Source organism: Sulfitobacter sp. SK012, from assembly GCF_003352085.1.
GTDB lineage: Bacteria > Pseudomonadota > Alphaproteobacteria > Rhodobacterales > Rhodobacteraceae > Sulfitobacter.
This window is the reverse complement of sequence record NZ_CP025804.1, coordinates 1,419,417-1,439,996: the sequence shown is the minus strand read 5'-3', so window position 1 is coordinate 1,439,996 and position 20,580 is coordinate 1,419,417. Positions and strand designations below refer to the sequence as shown.

The window sequence follows — 20,580 nt, the reverse complement described above, 5'->3', positions numbered from 1 at the left end:
TGCCTTTTCATGACGTGTTGAGGATGTTTTTGCGTATCGGGCTTACAAGAGACTTACAGCAATCAGAGAAATCAAAGTCTGTTAGAGATTTTGGTCAAACGTAAACGAGAAAATGCTGCCGCCCCCATCTCGGTCTTGGATAGAGACATCCGCATTGTGCGAATGTGCGACCGACTTTACGATAGCAAGACCGATGCCCGATCCTTTGCTGCCTGCGTTTGCTTGATTGCCGCGATTGAAGCGCTCAAACAAGGCTGTCTTTAGCGCGTCTGGCACACCCGGTCCACGGTCAAGAACCCGCCATCCGGCTGGGTTGGAGTCCAGCTCGATTTCGACTTCGCTGTTCTCAGAGGTATACTGCAAAGCATTGCGCACAACATTGGCCAGAGCAATTCCCAACAGACCTGCATTCCCGTGAACAAGCACCGTTTCGTCTCCGATCACTGACAAACGGCGACCGGACTGCAAGGCTACCGGTGCCAAGTCAGTTGCAACCTCAACAGCTACATTTCGTAAGTCCACAGCCTCAAAACCCGATTGCAAAGCAGCATCAGCTCGGGACAAATCAATAAGCTGGCCAAATATACGATCCAACTGTTTTGCATCCTGCGACAACGATTGTTTCAAAGCGGGGTCATTGATCCGGTCAATACTGGATCTAAGCACGGCGATAGGAGTGCGTATTTCATGCGCCACGTTTGACGCAAAATCCCGCTGCGCTTTGTAGCCTTGTTCCAAACGATCAAAGGCTTTGTTTACATCTGCAATCACCGGCGCGATTTCGGTAGGCACCCGGTCGGTCGTCAGGCGTTGTTTCGCAGCACCTGGTCCAATTTGATCCGCTTGAACTGACAATACCTTCAAGGGAGAAAGGGCGCGACGGGTCGCAAACAATGCGGATGCCAACACGATCAGCGCACCAAGAATAACCCACCCAACCCCTTCTTCTATCTCATGTAGGAGCTTATTAATTTGCGACTCGTTGTTCCCCTTCGGATACGTGGATACCAAGACAAATACGTCTCGATCCGCAATCCGGGCCCTCAGGGCGATACCAAGCCTTTCACCAAGAAGCGCTATCGGTTTTGGTTCACCCAATTTGATCTTTGAGAGCTGCTGCCAGATTGCATCAGACCCTTCTCCACCGGCAACAATGCTGCCAGTTTCATCAAATACAGTATATCGATAGTTCCCCTCAACGCCTTGAAATCGCAACGAACCTGCATCGAGACCGTACTGCGCATCGGTCAGTTCGATCTGTCCAACAATCTCTATGGCTTCATCCACCATCGCCTCTTCAAGGTTTTCTTCAAGATGATCGTAGAATTCGCTGATCAACACGGTTCCCGCTAAGATGATGCAAAGGCTTAACGCAGCAATGATATTGAGCAGCAGGCCGCGCTTTAATGATTTGCGAGGCCCAAATAGAAAGTTCAGTATCGTCATCCTGAGTTTTCCTGAAGTACGTATCCGATTCCACGCAGGTTATGGATTTCGATACTGGCACCCTTTTCGATCAGCTTTTTCCTCAAACGATGGGTTAATACTTCAATGGCATTGGGCGTTGCTGCCTCATCAAAACCGTAAAGAGCGTTTTCAATCGCATCTTTTGACACAACTCTGCCAGCTCTGCGCAAAAACAGCTCTAGTAGGGCGAGTTCGCGTTTGGAAAATCTTGTCATTACGTCGTTGATGACAACCGTTCGGTCAGCCGTCTCATACTTCACATTGCCCAACGTTAACGTCATCCCGAGCGCGCCGCCTGGTCGCCGTAGGACAGCATTTACCCTTGCGACCAGTTCCGAAACAGCAAACGGTTTAACAACATAATCGTCAGAACCTGTATTCAGACCTTTAATCCTGTCATCCAGCGCGTCACGCGCAGTGCATATAATAATTGGGGTTTGCGGCTTGGCCATCTTGATCATCGGCAAAACCTCCAAACCATCTTGATCTGGCAACCCGAGATCAAGAATAACCGCATCATATTCAAAGCTTTTTACAGAATGCAAAGCATCCGCCGCGTTGTGGACGACGTCCACCACAAATCCGGCGTCACGCAAACTGGCGCTCGTATTGAGCGCCAGCTTTTCGTTGTCTTCAATATAAAGTAGCCGCATTCGGCGTGTCGTCCTATTTTCGGATATACATCACAGTTGAGCCATCATCAGCCTTGAACATCACCTGTGCAAGGTTGCCCTCGCCGTCATACCAAACGTCACGGGCCAACCCACCTGAAAGCCGGTAATGATGCGCAGAAACAATACCGCTTTTTGTCTTCACCGTTTCCGAGCCAAGATCTGCCGCGCGTACGCTAATGATCTTCCCGTCAATGGTATTCATAAGTTTGCCGCTACGGACGATATCGTCGTTCCAGAGGCTGGCGGGCAATGCGCCTTTATTCGACGTTTTCAACTGGTGCGGTTCGCCGTCATCATTTGTAGATGAGCTGAGCTGTTGCAACTTGCCACCTTTCCAGCTCTCCACACTTTTATGCTTGAAGCTGTAGGCCGTTGTTCTGATCAAAGGCACTTTTACAACGATGTCAGTTTCCACATTGACCGTGAAAGCACTGCTCTTGCCTGAAAATCTGTAGCTGTGATCGCCAATATCTTTGCCCTTCCGGACCACATCGAAACTCAGCTTACCGTTTGAAGGCAATGAGAGGGCGTCCACAGGAGCCGCAAGAGCGACGGCAAGACCAAGGGCGATTCCAAAAAGACGCATATCAATCTCCATTATGCTTTTAGATTGACCCGCTCATGGTCGATGAGGCTTACATAAGACTTACAATCATGAAGTATTGGGTCGGGAGCATCACCAAAGCAGCCGTTCGTAGATAGCGCAGCATCGGTCAACTTGGGCTCAGACCTGCCGTTCGCTGCAAAGGCCATCAAGGTCCGCTATGGGCCGGAAGCCGACCTTACGAATATGGCACCACCGGCAGCTTTGTCCCGCATTGCAGACCTTGGTGCACGACGCAGCGAAGGTCTGCTTTGTGACATTTACCGCTTTGAGATTTAATTGGTCCAGACCCTAAGGCGTACAGCCGTGGTTATAACTCTGGGTATGCAGACGGTTCAGCCGAATGCCTTGCCAAAAATAACTACTGGTCCGTGAACACGCACCAAGCGGCTGACGTTAAGCCCCTCTCAAGCTCCTCACGGTGCAGAGCGAAGGGCCAAGCAGACAAGCATTTCATTGCAAAATTTGCGCACCTTCTCTGCCCTGCAGAACTTAAGATGTTTGTTGGAGGAACTTGAAAAATACTGAAACGCAATCGATGCCCCATATTGGTCAGTTTTTGACCTCGTTTTCCACGCGCACTCATGTTTGACTGCGGTTGTAATCGAATAATCTATGAAATTTCCAGAGCTGGAGAAGGCTTCGATGTCGAAGTTCAGAAAATTCTTGTTTTGCATTTTTGTGTTTGCCATCTCTCTACAATGCACAGCAGCCAAAGCGCAAAATTATGAAGCCCTATTTCAAGGTTTCACAACGAATGGCCTTTCCTTCACAGAACGTAGATACCTTCAGGCAGCATTAGCCTTCGAAGGTCATTACGTCGGGTTGCTTGATGGCGATTGGGGGCGCTTGAGCCGTGAGGCCATGCAAAGTTACACGCGCAAGGAATTCGATGCGCAGCCAGAAGAATGGCACACAGCCATGCTAGCCTTCAGTTTTTTCGACCGATACGACCGTGATGGTTGGGACATGCAGTATTTTCCAGCACTCAACATGTCACTAATGCTCCCGCTAAAAACATTGATTACGGACGCGCCCTCAGAACATCTGTTGAACTACCGTCATCGAGATAGCACTCTGGCAGTCTCAATAGGTCGACATACCTTAGAAACAGCCTCAAATTTCCATCAGTACACTGCGAATGCGCATTCAACGGCTGAAGTTCCCTACTCTGTCAGAAAAGATGGTCTTGCTATCAGTACTGCAACCAAAAGAGATGGCACAAAGCTCTATACCCGCTCGAACTTGTTAAACGGGGCATGGTCGACAGTCATGATTTCTGCCAAGCCATGGGACTTAAATACTTTTCAGGCTGTGGCGTCTAGCATTTCTAAAGGCAAAAGCGCGCCCCTCGACATCACAAGGGATGGCAAACTAATTGAGGTTGTAAGAACAACCATAGCGCTAATAAATTCAAGTGAAGCGACCGATAAAGCCGTTTCCCCTCCTTCTACTGAACCCGACAGCGCGGCAAGTTCCGGCTCTGGCTTTGTTGTATCAAGCAGTGGTCATATTTTGACCAATGCTCATGTTGTTGATGGGTGTTCAGAAATATTTGTAGATGGCGTTTTGGCCACAATCATTGATGTTTCAAGCGAGTTTGATTTGGCGCTCCTCCAAACAACTTTGTTAGAATCCAGAAGCGTTGCGGTATTCTCTGCTAGCCCCGCAATGCTAAACTCTGATGTGACTGCTGTAGGTTTCCCTTACGCGGGTTTGCTTGGCGGAATTAACGTAACTAGGGGAGCGATTTCCTCTCTTAAAGGACTCGGTGGTAACGCCAACACTTTTCAAATCACAGCACCTGTTCAAAGTGGAAACTCGGGAGGACCAGTACTTGCCTCGGATGGTGAGGTGGTTGGAGTTGTTGTATCAAAGCTAGATGCAACGTACGTGGCGGAAAATATTGGTGACGTCCCTCAGAATGTAAACTTTGCAATCAGGGGTGAAATAGCCAAACTGTTCTTAGCTCAGAACCAAGTTGAAGCGAAGTTGAGCTTGAAAAATGTAGCAATCCCACCGGAACAGCTCGCAAAATTAGCGGCAAAATTCACAACTTTCATTGAATGCAAGTAGCACAACCTCAAGCCTCAATGTCCTTTGTAGGATCGAACAGACTCTTGAGTTCCAAATCGATATCCGATGCAACCGCGCAGACTTTGATCCAGATCAATAAGGGACTTTGCTTTTGTGAGCGATTGGTTTGTCCACTGACCGACCGTTAACTGGATCAATGCTGCGCTAGCTACGAATTGCAGCAATGCGAAAGCTGCGGCGCAGCGATTGAGGGATCTTTGAGAGTTTGGTTTGGGCCGTCTGGGGCAAATGCCGCACTTTGCACATTTGGACATGAAAGGCGTGAAACCGATAGGAACTCGGCGATACTAGCCCAGTGAACCCGAAAGTTCGCAATCCTGGCTGAGGCTCGAACACGTCGATCTTTTTTATCCGCACCAGCCCGATCAAGATGTCCCGGTCGAGAATCTGATGCAAACGCTGCTTGCATTCAAAGCTGAAGGCAAGATCGACAGTATGGGTTTCTCCGATATCTCTCCGGCCACTCTAAGACCGGCAACTGCTGTTGGGACGGTAGATACCCGCAATCAGGCTTACCATGCGACATAGTTGGCTTCCGAAGCTTTGCGGCGGGGTTGCTAGCAATAACTCGCTTGAGGCAATCGTGACCTAGCACCGGGGGGCTCAAGCTCCCGATATCGTCCACCAGAATAACGGCGACAGTCGAGCGCATGTCCGTTCGCAATCATCACTGCGCCAATGTCTTGGCCTTCTTCTGTGAAGCAAACACCCACCCAACGGTCATAGGTCCGCTCGCCGTTCAGTTTGCAGTTCAGGGTTTTGCCACGCACAAACCGTTTCATCGCTGCCGTGGCCTCTTTACCGGCTCTGGTTCCGTTCTCCGGCGCATCGATACCATTGAGACGGATCGCGATGCCTTTAACAACTACGGTGTCGGCGTCGCGAACCTTAGTCACTTTGCCCAATACTGTCTGAGCGGCATGGGCAAAAGAAGTGAGGCAGACGCATGCTGCTACTGCCCCAAAAATTACAAGTTTCATTTGAATATTCATCCACATTTCTGACAATTTGACACCATGAAGGAACGGGCACGAAATTGAGCGTCTGCGGTCTACTCGCTTGTCACGTCAATTTCGACCACACTTCAATCCACAGCTTTTAAATGACCTGTTTTCGCCGCCTTGCGCAGCCCAATCCGCGCATTCACTTCTTCGGCGGTTGCGATCACTGTTGCCAATCGCTTCTCATCAGGGGGGTGCGTCCCCCAGAAGGACAGATTACCCGCCGTGGTTTTTGCAGCTTCTGGTCGTGCGAAGAACATAGCTCCTTTTACTGGGTCGTAGCCTGCAGCTGCTGCAATGCGTGTACCTAGGGTGTCACTTTCCAACTCGTAGCTCTGAGAATAAGCCCGAGAGCCAAGAGCAGCCCCAGTTTCCATGCTTTGACTGACCGCATTGGAATCATAGTAGCCGCCATTTGAAGCTGAATATTCGTTGGCAGCAGCCGTCATGGCCCCCAGAATAATTGCACCGGCCAGAGCTTGTTGCTGTTGTTTTTCGATGTGGCGTCCAATGAGGTGCCCAAATTCATGACTAAGAATAAATGCTACTTCATCGTCATTTGCCGAGTCCTGAAGCATAGGCTGCGATATTCTTATAATTGGCTTTTTGCCTTGGTAGGTGAAGTAAGCATTTCGCTCTCTCATTTCTCGATCGACCGCTATGTCTACGCTGCAATTGAAGTTCTGGCGTTCCGCCGTCAACGTTTTGCAGTACTGCGTACCTACTGCAGAAATCCGACTGGCGACTCGCCGAAACCGCTGTTCGGCAGCACCAGGCGAAAGCATTTGTCTTGGGGCCCTTTGTTGTGCGGCCGCAAACATCTGATTTGCTTGCTGTGACTGGGCCTTCCCGAGCTCGGGAAGCTGAAAGGTTGTCCCGCACGCGGAAAGTGTTCCAACGACGAGAAGAGGGACAAGTTTGTTTAAGATGCGTTTCACTTAACGCTCCTTTCATTCTCTGTTAGGGCCTTGCTGGGCTGGACTTCTCAGAGGCAAAACAGCTTTGATTGGGATCGTTCGGGGCTTTCGGCGCTAGTGGCAATGCAAAGGCTTACTGCCAGCATGGCAACACTGACCCGGAGGGGAACTTTTCCGACATCCTCCGCTGTGTTCTACTTGGTTTGTTTGGGGCCCAAAAAGATTTTCGGCCATGGTCCCGGACAAGCTTGGCCCGCAGGACAGTAAAAAAATGAGAGGTGTAGCGAATATTACATTCAATGTTCAGGTGTCCCAAAATCTAGGTTCGCCAATCAGTGTCAGGCGATACAGCTATAGATTAGGAATCAACTGAGGCTTTTTATTGGTCAGATTGGAAAGATTGTGAGACGCTCGGAAAACTTTTGACGCTTTACACGTAGCCTTCTCCCGCATGAACCTTCAGGCATGAACGGATCAGTTTTTTCGGCGTTACGCATTCTTCAGCTCACTTACAAAACCACATGCGATATTCCAATAGCCCCCAGTAGAACCTCCTGATAGCCGAAGGCAGAGTTGGAACAGAATAATCATTACCGCCCTTAGCACACGAGGGACTGCGACGCGAACTTGGATTTCTGGGATCTGCCGATCGAAGCCTCTCGCCGAGACCCAAGGGCAGTTTGGGTGGCCAGAGCCGAATGAATAACAACAACCCAAATCTCAACCCAAGCTATCCTTGAAACAAACTGACATCATGCGGTGCGAATTACCCGCGTGCGGTAAAGCTCAGGGAAGGACCCAAAACTATAATCGGACACCCAAGATGCTAAATTTCTTTTCGTCTGACAAGGTTGGCAACGTCAGGCCCAGCCATCGCAGCGTTTCACGCAGGTTGCCCAATGAACTGACCGCTCGCTGACGTGAGATCGCAGTTCGAAGATGGCTGGCCACAAGGCCTTTCCATTGGGCCCGACATAGAGGTCTTTCTGTAGGGCCAACACTTACCGTAACAACGTCGCAAAAACAAAAATACCACCTGCCTAATGCCCGAGTACTTCTCAAAGGGCACTAACTTGTCGACACATAGACAAGCAAGCTGAGTGCTGTCGCAAGGCAGTTCAATGAATGACCTCGAATGACGCTGATTTATGAAGCTCAGCAGAACGCTTCAATGCATGTATTGCGTCGATCAGTTGAGCCCGCCGCACATAGCGACAAATGTGCATGGTGCAGCAATGGGGCTAGATCGTCTGTCCCATGACCGGCGTAAACGGCCCAGAGCGGCCCTCCACCGTTCGTTCCTTTGCTGAGGTGCGGCTTTCGCATTGCTGCCATTCGAGCGTCCCGTAGCAGTCTACTTGGTCGGATGACGGCACGGTGGGACTAAGCGGTAGTCTGTTACGGTTGTGCCAAAGGCTGATCTCCTTAAGGTGCACCAAGATTTTGGGATTTGAAAATGGAAATCATGATGCTCACTTTGACCGTAGTTGCACTTGTGGCCGTCTTGGTGATTTCTGGGTTACATTTCGCATGGGCAGGACGGCTATGGTGGCCGATAACTGATGAAAAGCGACTTGTTCGCGCGGTAGCTGGCTTCCCTAATGTCGATAGAATGCCGCCTCCTGCTCAATGCCTCTTTGTTGCTGTCGCCCTTTGCTGCGTAGCCCTTTTGCTATTGTTTGAAATACTTCAGCCAAAATCAAACCAAGCCACCGCAATACCCCTGCTGGGAGCGGGTCTCGTTTTTGTTGGTCGAGGTGTTGTTGGCTTTACCACTTTCTGGTCCCGGGTAACTCCAGAGCAACCATTCCGGCGACTAGATCGAAGATACTATTCCCCGATTTGCTTGGCTATTGGTGCCATAATTTTGAACGCTGCGCTGTCTTAGCTTCGGGTGAAAAAGCAGCCGTTCTTACATATGTAGCGCGGTCGCTTTGGGCTCATGCACTAAATCGCTTCGCGCTTGTGGCGAGTGTTACGCTGAAGAGGTATTTGTCGCGGGGGTTTTGATGTCGGGTGTGTGCTGTTGGTCGAGGTGATTTTGCCTCGGCTAACAGAGGGCATTCCGATGAATATTCAGCACCAAACCTACGACGCCCCTTAGTGCCCGCATGATCGCGGCCCCCCGAAGCAGGGCAACGACTGGAGACACTCACGGCCCTAACCGGCCATTGACGTCGCCACCCAACGCTGCGGCGCGGCTTTCGCATTGCTGCCATTCGTGCATCGTGCAGCATTTTGTTGGGCGAAGCGTCGGTCAGCAGGCTTAGTGAGCGTTCGCTGCTGTCGTCCCAATGACCGCGTCCGGCAGTTCGCTTATCGGAGCACCGCCGCAGTAGACTAACGAGAGGCGATGCAATACCTATTGAGCAAAAGTTGCAGTTCATCTGAAAGTAGTATGCCGTCATGGATGTCCCGAGAACACAATATGCGGATTGTGACGGCATAGGCATTGCGTACCAGGTCTTTGGCCAGGGTAAACATGATTTGGTCTATGTGCCTGGGACGATTTCAAACATTGAAATGGCATGGGACGATCCTGCACAGGCTAGATTCCTACGCAGTTTGGCAGAACATTTTCGCGTCATTGTGTTTGATAAGCGTGGACAGGGCGTGTCGGACCCAATCCAGGGAGCGCCGACCTTTGAGGAACGCATGGAGGATGTGGGTGCAGTGATGGCGGCATCGGGTTCCCATAGCGCCACTCTGTTTGGCACGTCCGAAGGTGGCCCAATGTGTATTTTATTCGCAGCAACTTATCCGGAAAAAGTAGACAACCTGGTGCTGTTTGCCTCAATGGCAAAATTTTGCGGGTCAGAGGATTATCCGTACATGCCACTGAGAGAAGCATTAGTAGAGCATTTTCCCAAGACATGGGGCACCCATGAATCGGTCGCTATTTTTGCGCCCGATTTGGTTGGCAACGCCGAGGCAGAAAATGCGTTTATCCGTTTTCAACGGCAGGCCTGCACACCAAATGTTGTCCGGCAAACTTATGAACTGACCGCTAAAATGGATGTTCGGCAGGTGTTGCCGCTGATCTGTGTGCCGACGCTAATTCTGCAACGTAGAAAAGATCGCGCAATTAATTATCGCAATGGTCGTTATTTGGCGGATCACATACCTAATGCCACTTATCTGGAGTTGTCCGGTCGAAACCATGTGATCTTTTTGGGCGATACTCAGGCCGAAGTCCGGGCAATCTCCCAGTTCGCGCAGTCACGAGCATCAACGGATACTGCACCGGATAGACGCCTATCTACGGTGCTGTTCACCGATATTGTTGGGTCAACGGAAATGCTTAGTCGGTTTGGAGATCAAGACTGGAGCAAGACTCTGGATCGGCATGACGCGCTGGTAATGAAGGTTGTGTCCGAGTTCAAAGGGCGGCTTGTCAAGAGCACCGGTGACGGTAGCCTTGCCCTCTTCGACAAACCGTCGCGAGCGATTAGTTGCGCGGCTGCACTGGTCAACTTGCTGGGACAGGCAGGCATTCCGATCCGAGCTGGACTGCACGCAGGTGAAATCAAGATCCGTGGCGACGACGTGGCCGGCATGGTCATTCACACTGCCGCGCGTGTCATGGATCACGCGAAAACCGGTGAAATTCTCATCACACGTTTGCTCGCTGACCTTACGGCAGATCAGGAAATTGACTTTGAAACCTTTGGGGCGCATCAGTTGAAAGGACTATCAGAAGAGACAGAACTTCTACGAGTCCAATAGTTACGACCAGTCTCGGACGAGGTACCGTTTTATTCCGCAGACGGCAGGGTTACGTCGCAAACTCTTCGAGCAACTTCCGGGCCGTCGCCTGATCTTTGAGGCAGTCTCCGTCAGCGATACTTGCGTGGACGGGGGTGAGAATAGCAATGGCCTCATCCATGCGACCCTGATCCTGCATGATATGAGCAAGATCAATGGCTGCGCGCAGCTCCCAAAGTTTGGCACCTTGCTGGCGGGCGACCGAAAGGGCGTCGTTGAGGTGCCGTTCCGCGGCTTCGCCATTTCCCTCATCGCGTGCCAAAGACGCGTACAAGCGGTGAAGGTTGGACCGCCACATATTCTCTCCGGTTTCATCCATCATCTGCTGCGCCTTGGTGGCCAGTCGTGCTGCTTGAGCGCGAAGCCCTAGCGCCAAGGCATGGATGCCCGACTCAATTCTCCATGACGGAAGAAAGGCCAACGCTTTTGTCGCCTCCGTAGCTTCGTCAATGCTATCAAAGTTAGCAATGGCAGCTGAATCGCCACTTTCAGACCTCAAAATCGCGCGACTAAGGGCTGCGTGGCTTTCAAAGAAAGGGAGCTTATACTGCTCCGAAAGATCAAACATGCATTTGGCATGCCGCTCCATTTTAGCTCTGTCACCGGTAACGACATTCATAATCGTGCCGATAAGTTGTAGATAGCAGTCCGACGCGACATCGCTGCAAGCCGCCGCATATCGTTCGCCGTCTCTAAATATCCTCTCCGCACGCTGAGTTTTGCCCCTTATCAGGAGGTTGAGGCATATGTACCCATGGCTTCCTATGCCCAGATCGACTCCATATAGATGTGCGAGGCCTTGATGCTGGTCCAGGTTGAAAAGGTCCAAGGCGCGATCGAAATAGGGTTGTGCTTGCTCCACTTGACCCGCGAACATCAGGCTGATGGCGAAGGATCGGTTAGCCACAACGGGATGCGCCGTCTCTATCGAGTTTTCCGCCAAGTCGACCAAAGCCTGCCCGTGTCGAATTGCTTCCATGTGATCGCCGCGAATGTAGCGAGTGGTCATCAGACCGTAGAGGATCGAGAAACGTAGCGGCGTTTCTCCCACCTCGTCTGCCAAAGCCAGCGCCCGAATCCAAGCCGCCTTGGTCTGGTCACTGCCAAAGCCATTACCAGCCATCGATGCGAGCCCGAGCTGGACCTGAAAACCAAGCGCCCGGGTGAGAATGGTGGTGTCGTCGGTCTCCAGTCGCGGCATGATCAGCGAGATTGCGCGACGAAGGTTGGAGATGCCTTCCTTGAACGCCGGTCTTGCGATGGCGGCTTTGCCTGCTGCTTCCCACAGGTCGATGGCGCGGTCGGTTAGGTTGGCGGCTTCGGCATGTACGGCGCGCACCTCAAGGCCAATATCGGGGTCGATCTCAAGTGCTTTCAGGATGCGCGCGTGGATAGCGCGACGCTTCTCCTTCAGCTGGCTCTCATACGCCGCATCGCGGACAAGCGCATGCTTGAACAGATACGTCGCCTCGGGCGGCACGCCCCGGCGGAAAATTAGCTCCGCCGCGATCAGACCGTCCAGCGCGGTGGTCAGTTCCACTTCGGGCAAAAGGGAGATCTGCGCAAGCAAGCCATGGCTGAACTCCCGCCCGATGCAGGCGGCGGTTTGTGCCACCTCCTTGATCGGTTGCAATCGGTCTAGACGCGCCATCAGGCTGTCATGCAGCGTCGCCGGAATGGCGATAGTACTGAGCGGTCCATTCAGAACCAGACGGTCACCATCCTCTTTTAGCGCACCAGATTCCAAAATCGTCTTGGTGAGTTCCTCGACAAAAAGCGGTACGCCATCCGTTCGCTGCGCGATAATCTCCATGATCTCGTCTGGCAGCGCCTTGCTGCTGGTCAACTTGGCGACGATGTCCCCAATCTGATCCTTGCCCAACCGGTTCAGGGTAAAGCGCGTCACAATGGGGTGCCCGCCAAAGCCGTACTCAAAGCTGGGACGTGCCGTGGCCAAAATCATGATCTGGTGATCGGCAATTGCGTCAAGCAAGAGATCCAATAGTTCAAGAGATGTGGGGTCAACCCAATGCAGGTCTTCGTAGACCAGCAGCAGAGGTTTGTCCTTGGCCTGCTCAACAAGCAATTCTGTCAACGCCTGCATTGTGCGCGCCCGCTGCTGAGCAGGTGTCAGATCAAGCGCGCCGTATCGAGTGATTCCTTCCAGACCCATCATCGGCGCGATCAGCTTCAATATGTCGGGGTCCTGACCGAGCAGCGCCTCCAGCTTGTCCAGCCGGGTATCCGGCCCATCTGATGGTGCAATTCCTGCAGCAAACGACAATTGTTGAATAACTGGGTAGAATGCTGAATCCGCGTGATAGGGCGAGCACTGATAGGTGATGCGGGTGTGATCGTCCTTCGCAACTTCGTCGACGACCGCTCTGGTGATACGCGACTTACCAATGCCTGCCTCGCCGCTGACGATGACCATCTGGCCTTGGCCTGATTTGGTAAGCGCCCAGCGTTCCAACATCAGTTCGATCTCACGGTCGCGCCCGACGATGGGCGTCAGGGTCCCAGACTGGCGCGCCGCAAAGCGGCTTTCGACGGAGGCTTCTCCCTCGACGACGAAGGCTTCCACAGCCTCACCCACGCCCTTCAGCTTCTGTGCACCAATTGACATCAGCTTGTAAGTGCTGCCCAGCAGACGCTGAGTTTCAATGGGCAGGACAAGCTGGTTCGGCCCTGCAACGCCTTGTAGTCGCGCGGCCAGGTTGGGCGTCTCACCAACAACGGCTGCTTCCTGAGTTGCGCCGCTTCCAATCAGATCCCCAACGATTACAACACCCGTAGCGACCCCTATCCGGGTTGCCAGGACCGTGCCGTCCGGTGCCTTTGTTGACTTGACGCTGTCGATGATCGCCAGCCCCGCCCGCACAGCGCGCTCCGCATCGTCCTCACCGGCACGCGGCCAGCCAAAGTAACACATCACGCCGTCGCCCATAAACTTGGCCACAAACCCCTCGTACCGGCTTACCACACCGGCAACCGTGTTCTGGTAACCGGTGATGACAGTACGCATATCTTCCGCGTCCAAGCGCGTTGCCATTTCTGTCGAGCCAACAAGGTCGATGAACATGACCGTCAGGTGGCGACGTTCGGCGTCGGAAGGGACAATTGCACCAGAGAGCGGGGCAGAAGGCAATTCGGGTTCTGCCGCAGCGAGAGGTGGCGGAACTGACGCACCGCCAAGCACTTGAATTGCATCCATGATTTTTCGGCGCGGGCCAATCGGCAAACCTAGATCTTTAAGGTCTTCCTTATCGAGACTTGGTAAGATGTCGAAATCAATCTCCGCCTCCGCAAATGCCGCAGCATATTTTTCCAAGCCGAGTTCAGCGAGCCAACTTTGAATGTCCTGCAACTTGATCCTCCAAAGGTACCGATGTCAGCCACCTACACCTCTCCAAACCTGACATTAACCATATCTTGGTTAGTGTCATGCCCTTACTTTACGCTTCAATCAGTCCGCTTAACGGCTGTCAGTCTGTCGACGGTAATGTGATCCGGGAAGTTCCAGCCATTTGGGATGCCCATTGACGGCCAGAAAAGCTGCACGATGAATGAATGCATGCGATGCGATGCGAAACGATACAGCAAATTGCTTTATTGAACTGACGGGAATGTCAGGGTCGGTCGTGAAAACTCCAGATCATGCTGCAAGTGCTAAATTGACCCATTGTGACGCGGCTGGTTTGGGCTTCCAAACCGCCTTGCGGCGGTGCAGAAAGAAGCTGAGATCCTCGGTAATGTGAATGTCAGCTCTCGCCGTTGATGTTTTGCCGCCTCGCACTTGCAGCGAACGGCGGCTGTCCGCCCTTCTTGTCACGATGTGCATGGTGCAGCAATTGGGCCAACTCACTCGCCAACCAATGTCGCGAACGGCCCAAAGCCGACCTTGGTGCATTGCGCAGCCAACGGCAGGAAAGAGCCTATACTGCAAGATTTCTGCAGTGGTGCGACTGGTCAACTGATGTGGTCAGTTCACTCGAAAAGAAAAAGTACATGCTCCAGCATGGCCAAACCATGCGCCGCTACGGAATTGATCGCCGTCTCAACATGACAAGATTAAGTTGCGTTTAGCCGCCCAACACCGGCGCTGCGCGACATAACGCGAACAATGACGCTGATTATGATGATGATGAGTACAAGCATCAAAGTCACAGCGCTGGAATGCTGCGCCATGTCTTGTTCTTGGTAGCCAAATATCAGGCCTGTTAAAACCATGTTGCCCGGCGAGATCAGCAAGATAATCAACGATAGCTCCCGCATCGCCGTGATAAAGGTCAACAGCATCCCCGCAACAAGCCCGCTCATGGATAACGGAATGATGATGCGGAACATGCGCCTGAACCAGCCGATGCCTTGGACCCGGGCAGCCTCTTCTAGGGATTGGTGGATCTGCAAAATTGCTGCAATTCCTGTGCGTGAGGTGAATGGCAAGTTTTTTATCACTGTGATCAAGATCAAAATAGTGAACGTGCCGTAGAGCGCAGGAATTGGGCCGATATTAGTCGAAAACATCCCGATATAAATCGCCCCTAAAGCAATAGATGGGAAAATGTAGGGCGCAAACGCGATTGCTTCCAGCCATTTTGAGAGACGCTTACCGCGCCCGCGAACCACTGCATAACCAACCAAAAGGCCGAGGACTCCGTTGAACAAGGCGGCCGCAAAGCCAAGTTTAACAGAGTTGAGCAATGCGCCGAGAATGCCTTTGTTGTGGATGACGCCGGGTTCTCCGTAGGCCAGATTAACATTGCCTTGCCCGACCCAGAAATAGGTCGTCAGGTTCGATAAACTGTAGTCTCCGGGGATTAGCGTCAGAGATTCCCACAGTAGCAAGATTAGCGGCAAGGCTACAGTCATGCACAGGAACAAGATCACCAATACGGTCGCAGGCCAGCGCATTTTTCCAAGGTCACTTTCGTGCTTTCGAAAACCTTTTCCAGTCATTGTCACATAGCTTTTGCGCACACCAATTATGCGACTGTTGACCCAGATGAACGAGATCGCCAGCACGATCAATACCAGCGCCAACACAAAAGCGTCGCCTTGGTTGCGGGCGTTGATCGAGGCGTAGATTTGCGTGGAGAATGTGAAGAACCGAACAGGCAGGCCCAGTAATGCAGGCGTGCCGAACGTTCCTAAAATACGAATGAATGTCAGTACAATCGCCGACCCAATCGCCGGCATCAACAAAGGCATAGTGATCACGCGAATGCGCTTCCATTTGCCCATACCGCTGGTCGCACCCGCTTCCTCCAACTCACTATCAACTGTCGCCAAAGCGCCAGAGATCAGCAGATAAGCGTATGCGTAGTAGTGAAGCGCTAGGGTAATCACGATCGGGAATATCCCGTAAGCCACCCAATCAGGCGCTTGCGTTCCAGTAAGATACGTCAGGACACCCTCAGACCCACCAACGCGGTCATTTTTGAACAGGCTAAGCCACGCAATCGCCATCACCCATGATGGCATCATATACGGAAACACCAACATAGCGCCAAAGACGCCTTTGAAATGTACATTGGTTCTGACCATCAACCACGCAAGGCTAAATCCGACAGTCAGAGCAATCACTGTGACGGCAAACCCCATCTTGAGACTGTTCATTAGCGGCTTGTAAAAGAGCGCCGCCGAAATGGGTTGGTTAAAGACGCGGTCAAGATGGAAAAGGGTGAATTCGCCAACGACGCCGTCTGGGTTATAGGCAAGATCATAGCTTTGAAACGTGAACGCATCCTTGATAATTTGCAGCAATGGAACCAGCACGACGAAGCTTAGAAACCCAAGCGCAAGCAGTCCGATAATCAATTCCGGCCGGTTTTTCAGCCGGTACGCTTGATAAGAAACGTTCTGCAATGACCAAAACGCTGGTTTGCCGCTTTCCACTGCTGCCATATTTTTAGCCCGCCTCAGTGCGCATGTTTTGCTGCGTGTCTGTATCAAAGAAACTTATCGCGTCGTGATCAAAGTTGATCCAAAGCGGGGTGCTCTCGGGTAAGGTCATAAAGCCGGGTTGTAGCAAAGTTATAGGCGTATCACCCGCCTTAACCTCCAGAATCGTATTTGCTCCTGTGGGCTGCAAAATCTCCGTACTGACTTCCCGCCAACCATCAATCGCAGTCTCAGACACGTCGATTTTCTCCGGCCTAATGCCTGCAATCAGGTTACCGCTGCTCTTGGCGATGGCATCTGGAAGGGGAATTGAAATAGCCCCACAGTCGAGTGCACCATTTGCAATTGTTCCCGAAAACAGGTTGATCCCCGGATCGCCTATAAACTCGGCTACAAAGATATTCGCTGGATGGTGATAAATATCATAAGGCGATCCTTCTTGCATGATCTGCCCTTCATTCATGATGATCACACGGTCCGACAGGGTCAAGGCTTCGATTTGATCGTGCGTTACATAAACTGTCGTCGCTTCAAGATCGCGATGCAGGCGCTTAAGACTGGCACGCATCTCGGTACGTAACTTCGCATCAAGATTGGAAAGTGGCTCATCCATCAACAAGATCGACGGGCGCAACGCAATCAAGCGCGCTACTGCAACCCTTTGCTGCTGCCCGCCTGACAATTCCGAAGGATAGCGTTCGGCATAGCCTGTCAGCTGCACAAGCTCCAATGCAGTTTCCAGCCGTTTTTTAATTTCAGCTTTAGAGATTTTTTGTTCTTTCAAAGCCAATGTAATGTTTTTGGCCACGTTCATATGTGGCCAAAGAGCGTAGCTCTGAAAAATCAACCCAAGGTGTCGCGCTTCGGGGGGGATGACCACCCCGCTGCTGCGCGAAAAGACAACTCTATCACCCAGTGTGATGTCACCTTGGTCCGGCTCCTCCAACCCTGCGATCATACGCAGGGTTGTGGTTTTTCCGCAGCCAGATGGCCCAAGGATGGTTAAGAATTCCCCCGGCTGCACAGTGAGATCGAGGTTCTTGACCACGACCTCTTTGCCATAGGACTTTACGATCCCATCAAGACGTATTTGTCCCATGTTTTTGCGTCCCTATTTACTGGCTGGAATGGATTAGCCAGAAGTCGCGCAAGCGTGGGCCTTGTTCCCACATAAAGTCAGCAGACACATTCCAGCCCACCATCTCGTCCCAAATCTCACCACCCTGAGGCAATGGCACATCGCTGCGCGGGCTAACTGACCCCGCATCGTGATAAGGGGCCAGCCCTTGAAGCAACTCAAAGCTTTCGCCTTCAAGATACGGCTTCTCCAGCTTCGTATCGAGTGTAATTTCAGGACTGCCTAACAGATATGCTATCAACACTTTCGCAGCATTGGGGTGCGGTGCATTGGCTCCAATAGACATAAAGTTAGGATAGACCATGCGCGCAGCCGGATCGAGATCTGCTATGATTGCGTTCACATTTCCTTTGTCATCATTGCGCGAAATATAGGTCATACTGGTCATTGCGATCATTGCATCATCTTGACCTTTGGCACCTGCGGCATCGGCCAATTTTGAACCTGACTTAAAGATCACAACATCATTGGCTAACAAACGCCGCACGAATTCATAACCCGCATCTGGCACGCCGTCGCCAAGCACAATGTCCTCGCCTGTTAGGCGTTTGTAAGCTGCGGCCATTTCTTCAGGGTATTGCACCAATGTTGCCAAGCCCATAAGCGACGACCCGGATCCCATCGGGTCTTTGATCCCAACACGGCCTCGGAATTCGTCTTGGGTTAGCTCCCAGACATTGCTGATTGGCGCGCCGTCGGGGTAGGTTTCTGTATTATAGAAAAACACCATGGCTTCATTCACGCGGATAAGCAGTGGGTCACGGTTCTCTTCCGGAATGCTCTCTTTGAGATGTGCCGGCACATAGTTGAATATGCGATGGTTCGCCAAGAGCTCGTGAATAACCTGCCCAGAATTGCCTGTGGTTATAACATCAGCAGTAAAAATACCTGCGTCCTGCTCCCGGACGGTTTTCTCAATCGTCTTAACCGATCCCAGATCATAAACGGTGAGTGTGATACCAGGGTAAAGTGCCTGGAAATGGTCCACGAGTTTGGCAATACGGCCAGAGGCGGTGTAGACAGAAACTTCCCCCTCTTTTGTTGCTGCTGCAACGATATCGTCCCAGCTTTCTTCCGCCATCGCATGGGTGCCCAGAGAGTTAGTTTTCAGCCACGCGTCAAGCTCTGCAGATACCTCTTGAGCCGCGGAAACAGATGCCACGGTGGTTAGCAGTGTCGCCGCCGCCATTCTTGTTAGCGCTCGCAGAAAATTTCGTTTTGTAAATTTCACCATTCTCTCCCACTTGTTTTAATTTTGCTCTCATTGCAAAAATTCATACTTTACAGCATGTAAGCGTAGAGATTCAAAAGTCTTTTGCAACTACAATTGCGTTTAACCTCCCGGGCGATAGAGTTATCTCGTGCGATTCACACACAGAGGCCCAATGCATAATCAAGAAAAGCCAAGCCCAGAAGCTGAAGAACTGTGACACAGGTTTTGGACAACATTTCTACGATCGCATCAAACTACGATGCGATCGTTTTGGATCAATGGGGCGTTCTGCACGACGGTAGCAAAGCTTATACGGGTGCAGTTGACTGCCTTGTCGGCCTTGCAATAAACGGAATTCCCCTGGCGGTTCTTTCCAATTCAGGAAAACGCAGTGCCTTAAATGCCGCGCGTATTGCGGGTATGGGATTTGCGCCTTCATTATTCACGGCCGTGATGACCAGCGGCGAGGCGTTGTGGCGAGACACTGAAACCCGCTTCATCACCGAGCGTCGGTTTTTTCCAATCGAACGCAGCCCCGGCGACGCCAAAAATTGGGCCGAAGGCCTAGACATCAAATTTGAAGACACGGTTAAAGCTGCTCAAGCAATCCTGTTGATGGGATTGCCTGACGGGAATGATGCAGCTCAGTGGCAAGATATTTTGGACCAAGCCTTTGAGGCGCGGTTGCCAATTTATTGTTCGAATCCTGATCGATCAAGCCCTCGCTCTGCAGGTAGGCTGGTCACGTCACCCGGCGCACTAGCACATGCATACCGCAAACGCGGTGGCAAAGTCGTGTTTTATGGCAAGCCTCATCGCCCCATTTTTGATGGACTAAAGTCACAGCTAAAGGCGGAGCGGCTTTTGATGGTCGGAGACAGTTTGGAACATGACATAGCTGGAGGTCATGCCGCCGGCTGGGACACGCTGTTAATCCGAAGTGGGTTATATGCAGCAGACTTCGACCAAGGTTCTCATGATGCGGTACTGGCCCGACTGGTTGCGGAAAAAAACTACGAGACACCCACTTACTCTATCGAGCGGTTGAAGTGAAAAAGTCATTTCTTGGTGTTGTCGAACCGATTTTCCCAGATATGGCGGACCTGCCTAAATCAGAAGCTCGAAGGAAGTCAGTCGGAGTCTTGGAGGCTGATCGTGACCCTATTGAAGCGCGCATCATTTCTTTGGTGTGTACTCCATAGTAGACGTTGATGTAGTTACAACGAAGTGACGCTTTGTCCCGCACAGCAGTCACTCGCACCGACCGCGGCGAAGGTCTTCCGCCCTTAGTGTCGAAATGTGCATGGTGCAGCATCGGTCAGTTTGGGCCGGAAGCGGTAGTTGCTTGGTCGTACTGGAACTGCGGCTTTGTCTCGCAAAGCAGACCTCTGTCCAAGCCGCAGCGAAGGTCCGGTTTCCGCCCCTTGCCAACATGTGCATACCGCAGCAATCGGACTACTTCACTCGCGTATCACGGTCGCGAGCCCACCAGCCGCACCACATTATCCACCTTGCCCTGAGCATAGCCCCGTCACTAACCGCGCCCTTGCAACCAGCGCATCGCTCTTTTCATTTGCATAGTCGTGCCGCGGATATTGCGCATCACAACTACGCCGCATCGCACTTCCACATAACGCCCAGACGGCGTCTTGTTACCCCCTGCCCCGCCCGGCCAAAAACTCTGCCAGTGGCCGTGGCAACCCGCCGTCGCATTCAATGATGGCCGCGCGCTCTTCAAACTCATCTTCCCGGTCTGTGAGCACTCTGCATGCAGACGCCTTTGGCTGCGGCAACTGCGGC

Annotated in this window: 14 protein-coding genes; 5 read left to right on the top strand and 9 right to left on the bottom strand. The window is 52.0% G+C overall.

Annotated features, from left to right (window positions below):
- Window positions 1-81: 81 nt before the first annotated feature.
- Genes C1J03_RS07040 through C1J03_RS07030 form a run of 3 tightly spaced genes read right to left on the bottom strand, consistent with a single transcriptional unit; the run spans window position 82 to window position 2,739 of the window.
- A complete protein-coding gene (locus C1J03_RS07040; protein WP_114885022.1) occupies window positions 82-1,446 on the bottom strand; it encodes a sensor histidine kinase in 1,365 nt (454 codons plus the stop codon).
- Entirely contained in the window at window positions 1,443-2,120 is a 678-nt protein-coding gene (locus C1J03_RS07035) for a response regulator transcription factor (protein WP_114885020.1), read from the bottom strand. The genes C1J03_RS07040 and C1J03_RS07035 overlap by 4 nt, the downstream gene beginning before the upstream one ends.
- A gap of 13 nt (window positions 2,121-2,133) precedes the next feature.
- The gene (locus C1J03_RS07030; RefSeq protein ID WP_114885018.1) at window positions 2,134-2,739 is read right to left on the bottom strand and encodes a DUF6134 family protein; all 606 of its coding nucleotides are present in this window, start codon (window positions 2,737-2,739) and stop codon (window positions 2,134-2,136) included.
- Window positions 2,740-3,360: 621 nt separating this feature from the next.
- Here C1J03_RS07030 and C1J03_RS07025 point away from each other — a divergent pair.
- Together C1J03_RS07025 and C1J03_RS07015 are read left to right on the top strand one after the other, a co-directional pair.
- Complete coding sequence (locus C1J03_RS07025) at window positions 3,361-4,821, top strand: S1C family serine protease (RefSeq protein WP_254694210.1); 1,461 nt, start codon at window positions 3,361-3,363, stop codon at window positions 4,819-4,821.
- 342 nt (window positions 4,822-5,163) lie between these two features.
- Entirely contained in the window at window positions 5,164-5,370 is a 207-nt protein-coding gene (locus tag C1J03_RS07015; RefSeq protein ID WP_114885011.1) for an aldo/keto reductase, read from the top strand.
- A gap of 29 nt (window positions 5,371-5,399) precedes the next feature.
- Here C1J03_RS07015 and C1J03_RS07010 read toward each other — a convergent pair whose 3' ends face one another.
- Window positions 5,400-5,822 (bottom strand): thermonuclease family protein, encoded by a 423-nt coding sequence (locus C1J03_RS07010; protein ID WP_114888896.1) that lies wholly within the window; start codon window positions 5,820-5,822, stop codon window positions 5,400-5,402.
- 104 nt (window positions 5,823-5,926) lie between these two features.
- Complete coding sequence (locus C1J03_RS07005; protein WP_254694209.1) at window positions 5,927-6,781, bottom strand: M48 family metalloprotease; 855 nt, start codon at window positions 6,779-6,781, stop codon at window positions 5,927-5,929.
- 1,435 nt (window positions 6,782-8,216) lie between these two features.
- On the opposite strand from C1J03_RS07005, the gene C1J03_RS26040 reads away from it, so the two are divergent.
- Complete coding sequence (locus C1J03_RS26040) at window positions 8,217-8,648, top strand: DUF3995 domain-containing protein (RefSeq protein ID WP_216825903.1); 432 nt, start codon at window positions 8,217-8,219, stop codon at window positions 8,646-8,648.
- Between the two features lie 518 nt (window positions 8,649-9,166).
- The gene (locus tag C1J03_RS06995) at window positions 9,167-10,486 is read left to right on the top strand and encodes an adenylate/guanylate cyclase domain-containing protein (protein ID WP_114885009.1); all 1,320 of its coding nucleotides are present in this window, start codon (window positions 9,167-9,169) and stop codon (window positions 10,484-10,486) included.
- Window positions 10,487-10,535: 49 nt separating this feature from the next.
- Here the strand turns inward: C1J03_RS06995 and C1J03_RS06990 are convergent, their stop codons facing one another.
- From C1J03_RS06990 to C1J03_RS06975, 4 genes are all read right to left on the bottom strand, one after another.
- Window positions 10,536-13,892 (bottom strand): ATP-binding protein, encoded by a 3,357-nt coding sequence (locus C1J03_RS06990; RefSeq protein WP_114885007.1) that lies wholly within the window; start codon window positions 13,890-13,892, stop codon window positions 10,536-10,538.
- Between the two features lie 704 nt (window positions 13,893-14,596).
- Window positions 14,597-16,432, bottom strand: coding sequence for an ABC transporter permease (locus C1J03_RS06985; protein WP_114885005.1), 1,836 nt, complete (start codon window positions 16,430-16,432; stop codon window positions 14,597-14,599).
- Between the two features lie 4 nt (window positions 16,433-16,436).
- On the bottom strand, window positions 16,437-17,528 hold the full coding sequence (locus C1J03_RS06980; RefSeq protein WP_114885003.1) for an ABC transporter ATP-binding protein: 1,092 nt from the start codon (window positions 17,526-17,528) through the stop codon (window positions 16,437-16,439).
- A gap of 16 nt (window positions 17,529-17,544) precedes the next feature.
- Window positions 17,545-18,801: an ABC transporter substrate-binding protein gene (locus C1J03_RS06975; protein ID WP_254694208.1), complete on the bottom strand. Its 1,257-nt coding sequence runs from the start codon at window positions 18,799-18,801 to the stop codon at window positions 17,545-17,547.
- 192 nt (window positions 18,802-18,993) lie between these two features.
- On the opposite strand from C1J03_RS06975, the gene C1J03_RS06970 reads away from it, so the two are divergent.
- Window positions 18,994-19,833, top strand: a complete 840-nt coding sequence (locus tag C1J03_RS06970) for a TIGR01459 family HAD-type hydrolase (protein WP_114885001.1) — start codon at window positions 18,994-18,996, stop codon at window positions 19,831-19,833.
- The last annotated feature ends 747 nt before the right edge of the window (window positions 19,834-20,580 follow it).

Bases quoted from the DNA above. Each gene is read 5' to 3' on its own strand.
- C1J03_RS07040 (WP_114885022.1), bottom strand. From the start codon at position 1,446: ATGACGATACTGAACTTTCTATTTGGGCCTCGCAAATCATTAAAGCGC.
- C1J03_RS07035 (WP_114885020.1), bottom strand. From the start codon at position 2,120: ATGCGGCTACTTTATATTGAAGACAACGAAAAGCTGGCGCTCAATACG.
- C1J03_RS07030 (WP_114885018.1), bottom strand. From the start codon at position 2,739: ATGGAGATTGATATGCGTCTTTTTGGAATCGCCCTTGGTCTTGCCGTC.
- C1J03_RS07025 (WP_254694210.1), top strand. From the start codon at position 3,361: ATGAAATTTCCAGAGCTGGAGAAGGCTTCGATGTCGAAGTTCAGAAAA.
- C1J03_RS07010 (WP_114888896.1), bottom strand. From the start codon at position 5,822: ATGAAACTTGTAATTTTTGGGGCAGTAGCAGCATGCGTCTGCCTCACT.
- C1J03_RS26040 (WP_216825903.1), top strand. From the start codon at position 8,217: ATGGAAATCATGATGCTCACTTTGACCGTAGTTGCACTTGTGGCCGTC.
- C1J03_RS06995 (WP_114885009.1), top strand. From the start codon at position 9,167: ATGGATGTCCCGAGAACACAATATGCGGATTGTGACGGCATAGGCATT.
- C1J03_RS06985 (WP_114885005.1), bottom strand. From the start codon at position 16,432: ATGGCAGCAGTGGAAAGCGGCAAACCAGCGTTTTGGTCATTGCAGAAC.
- C1J03_RS06980 (WP_114885003.1), bottom strand. From the start codon at position 17,528: ATGGGACAAATACGTCTTGATGGGATCGTAAAGTCCTATGGCAAAGAG.
- C1J03_RS06975 (WP_254694208.1), bottom strand. From the start codon at position 18,801: ATGGTGAAATTTACAAAACGAAATTTTCTGCGAGCGCTAACAAGAATG.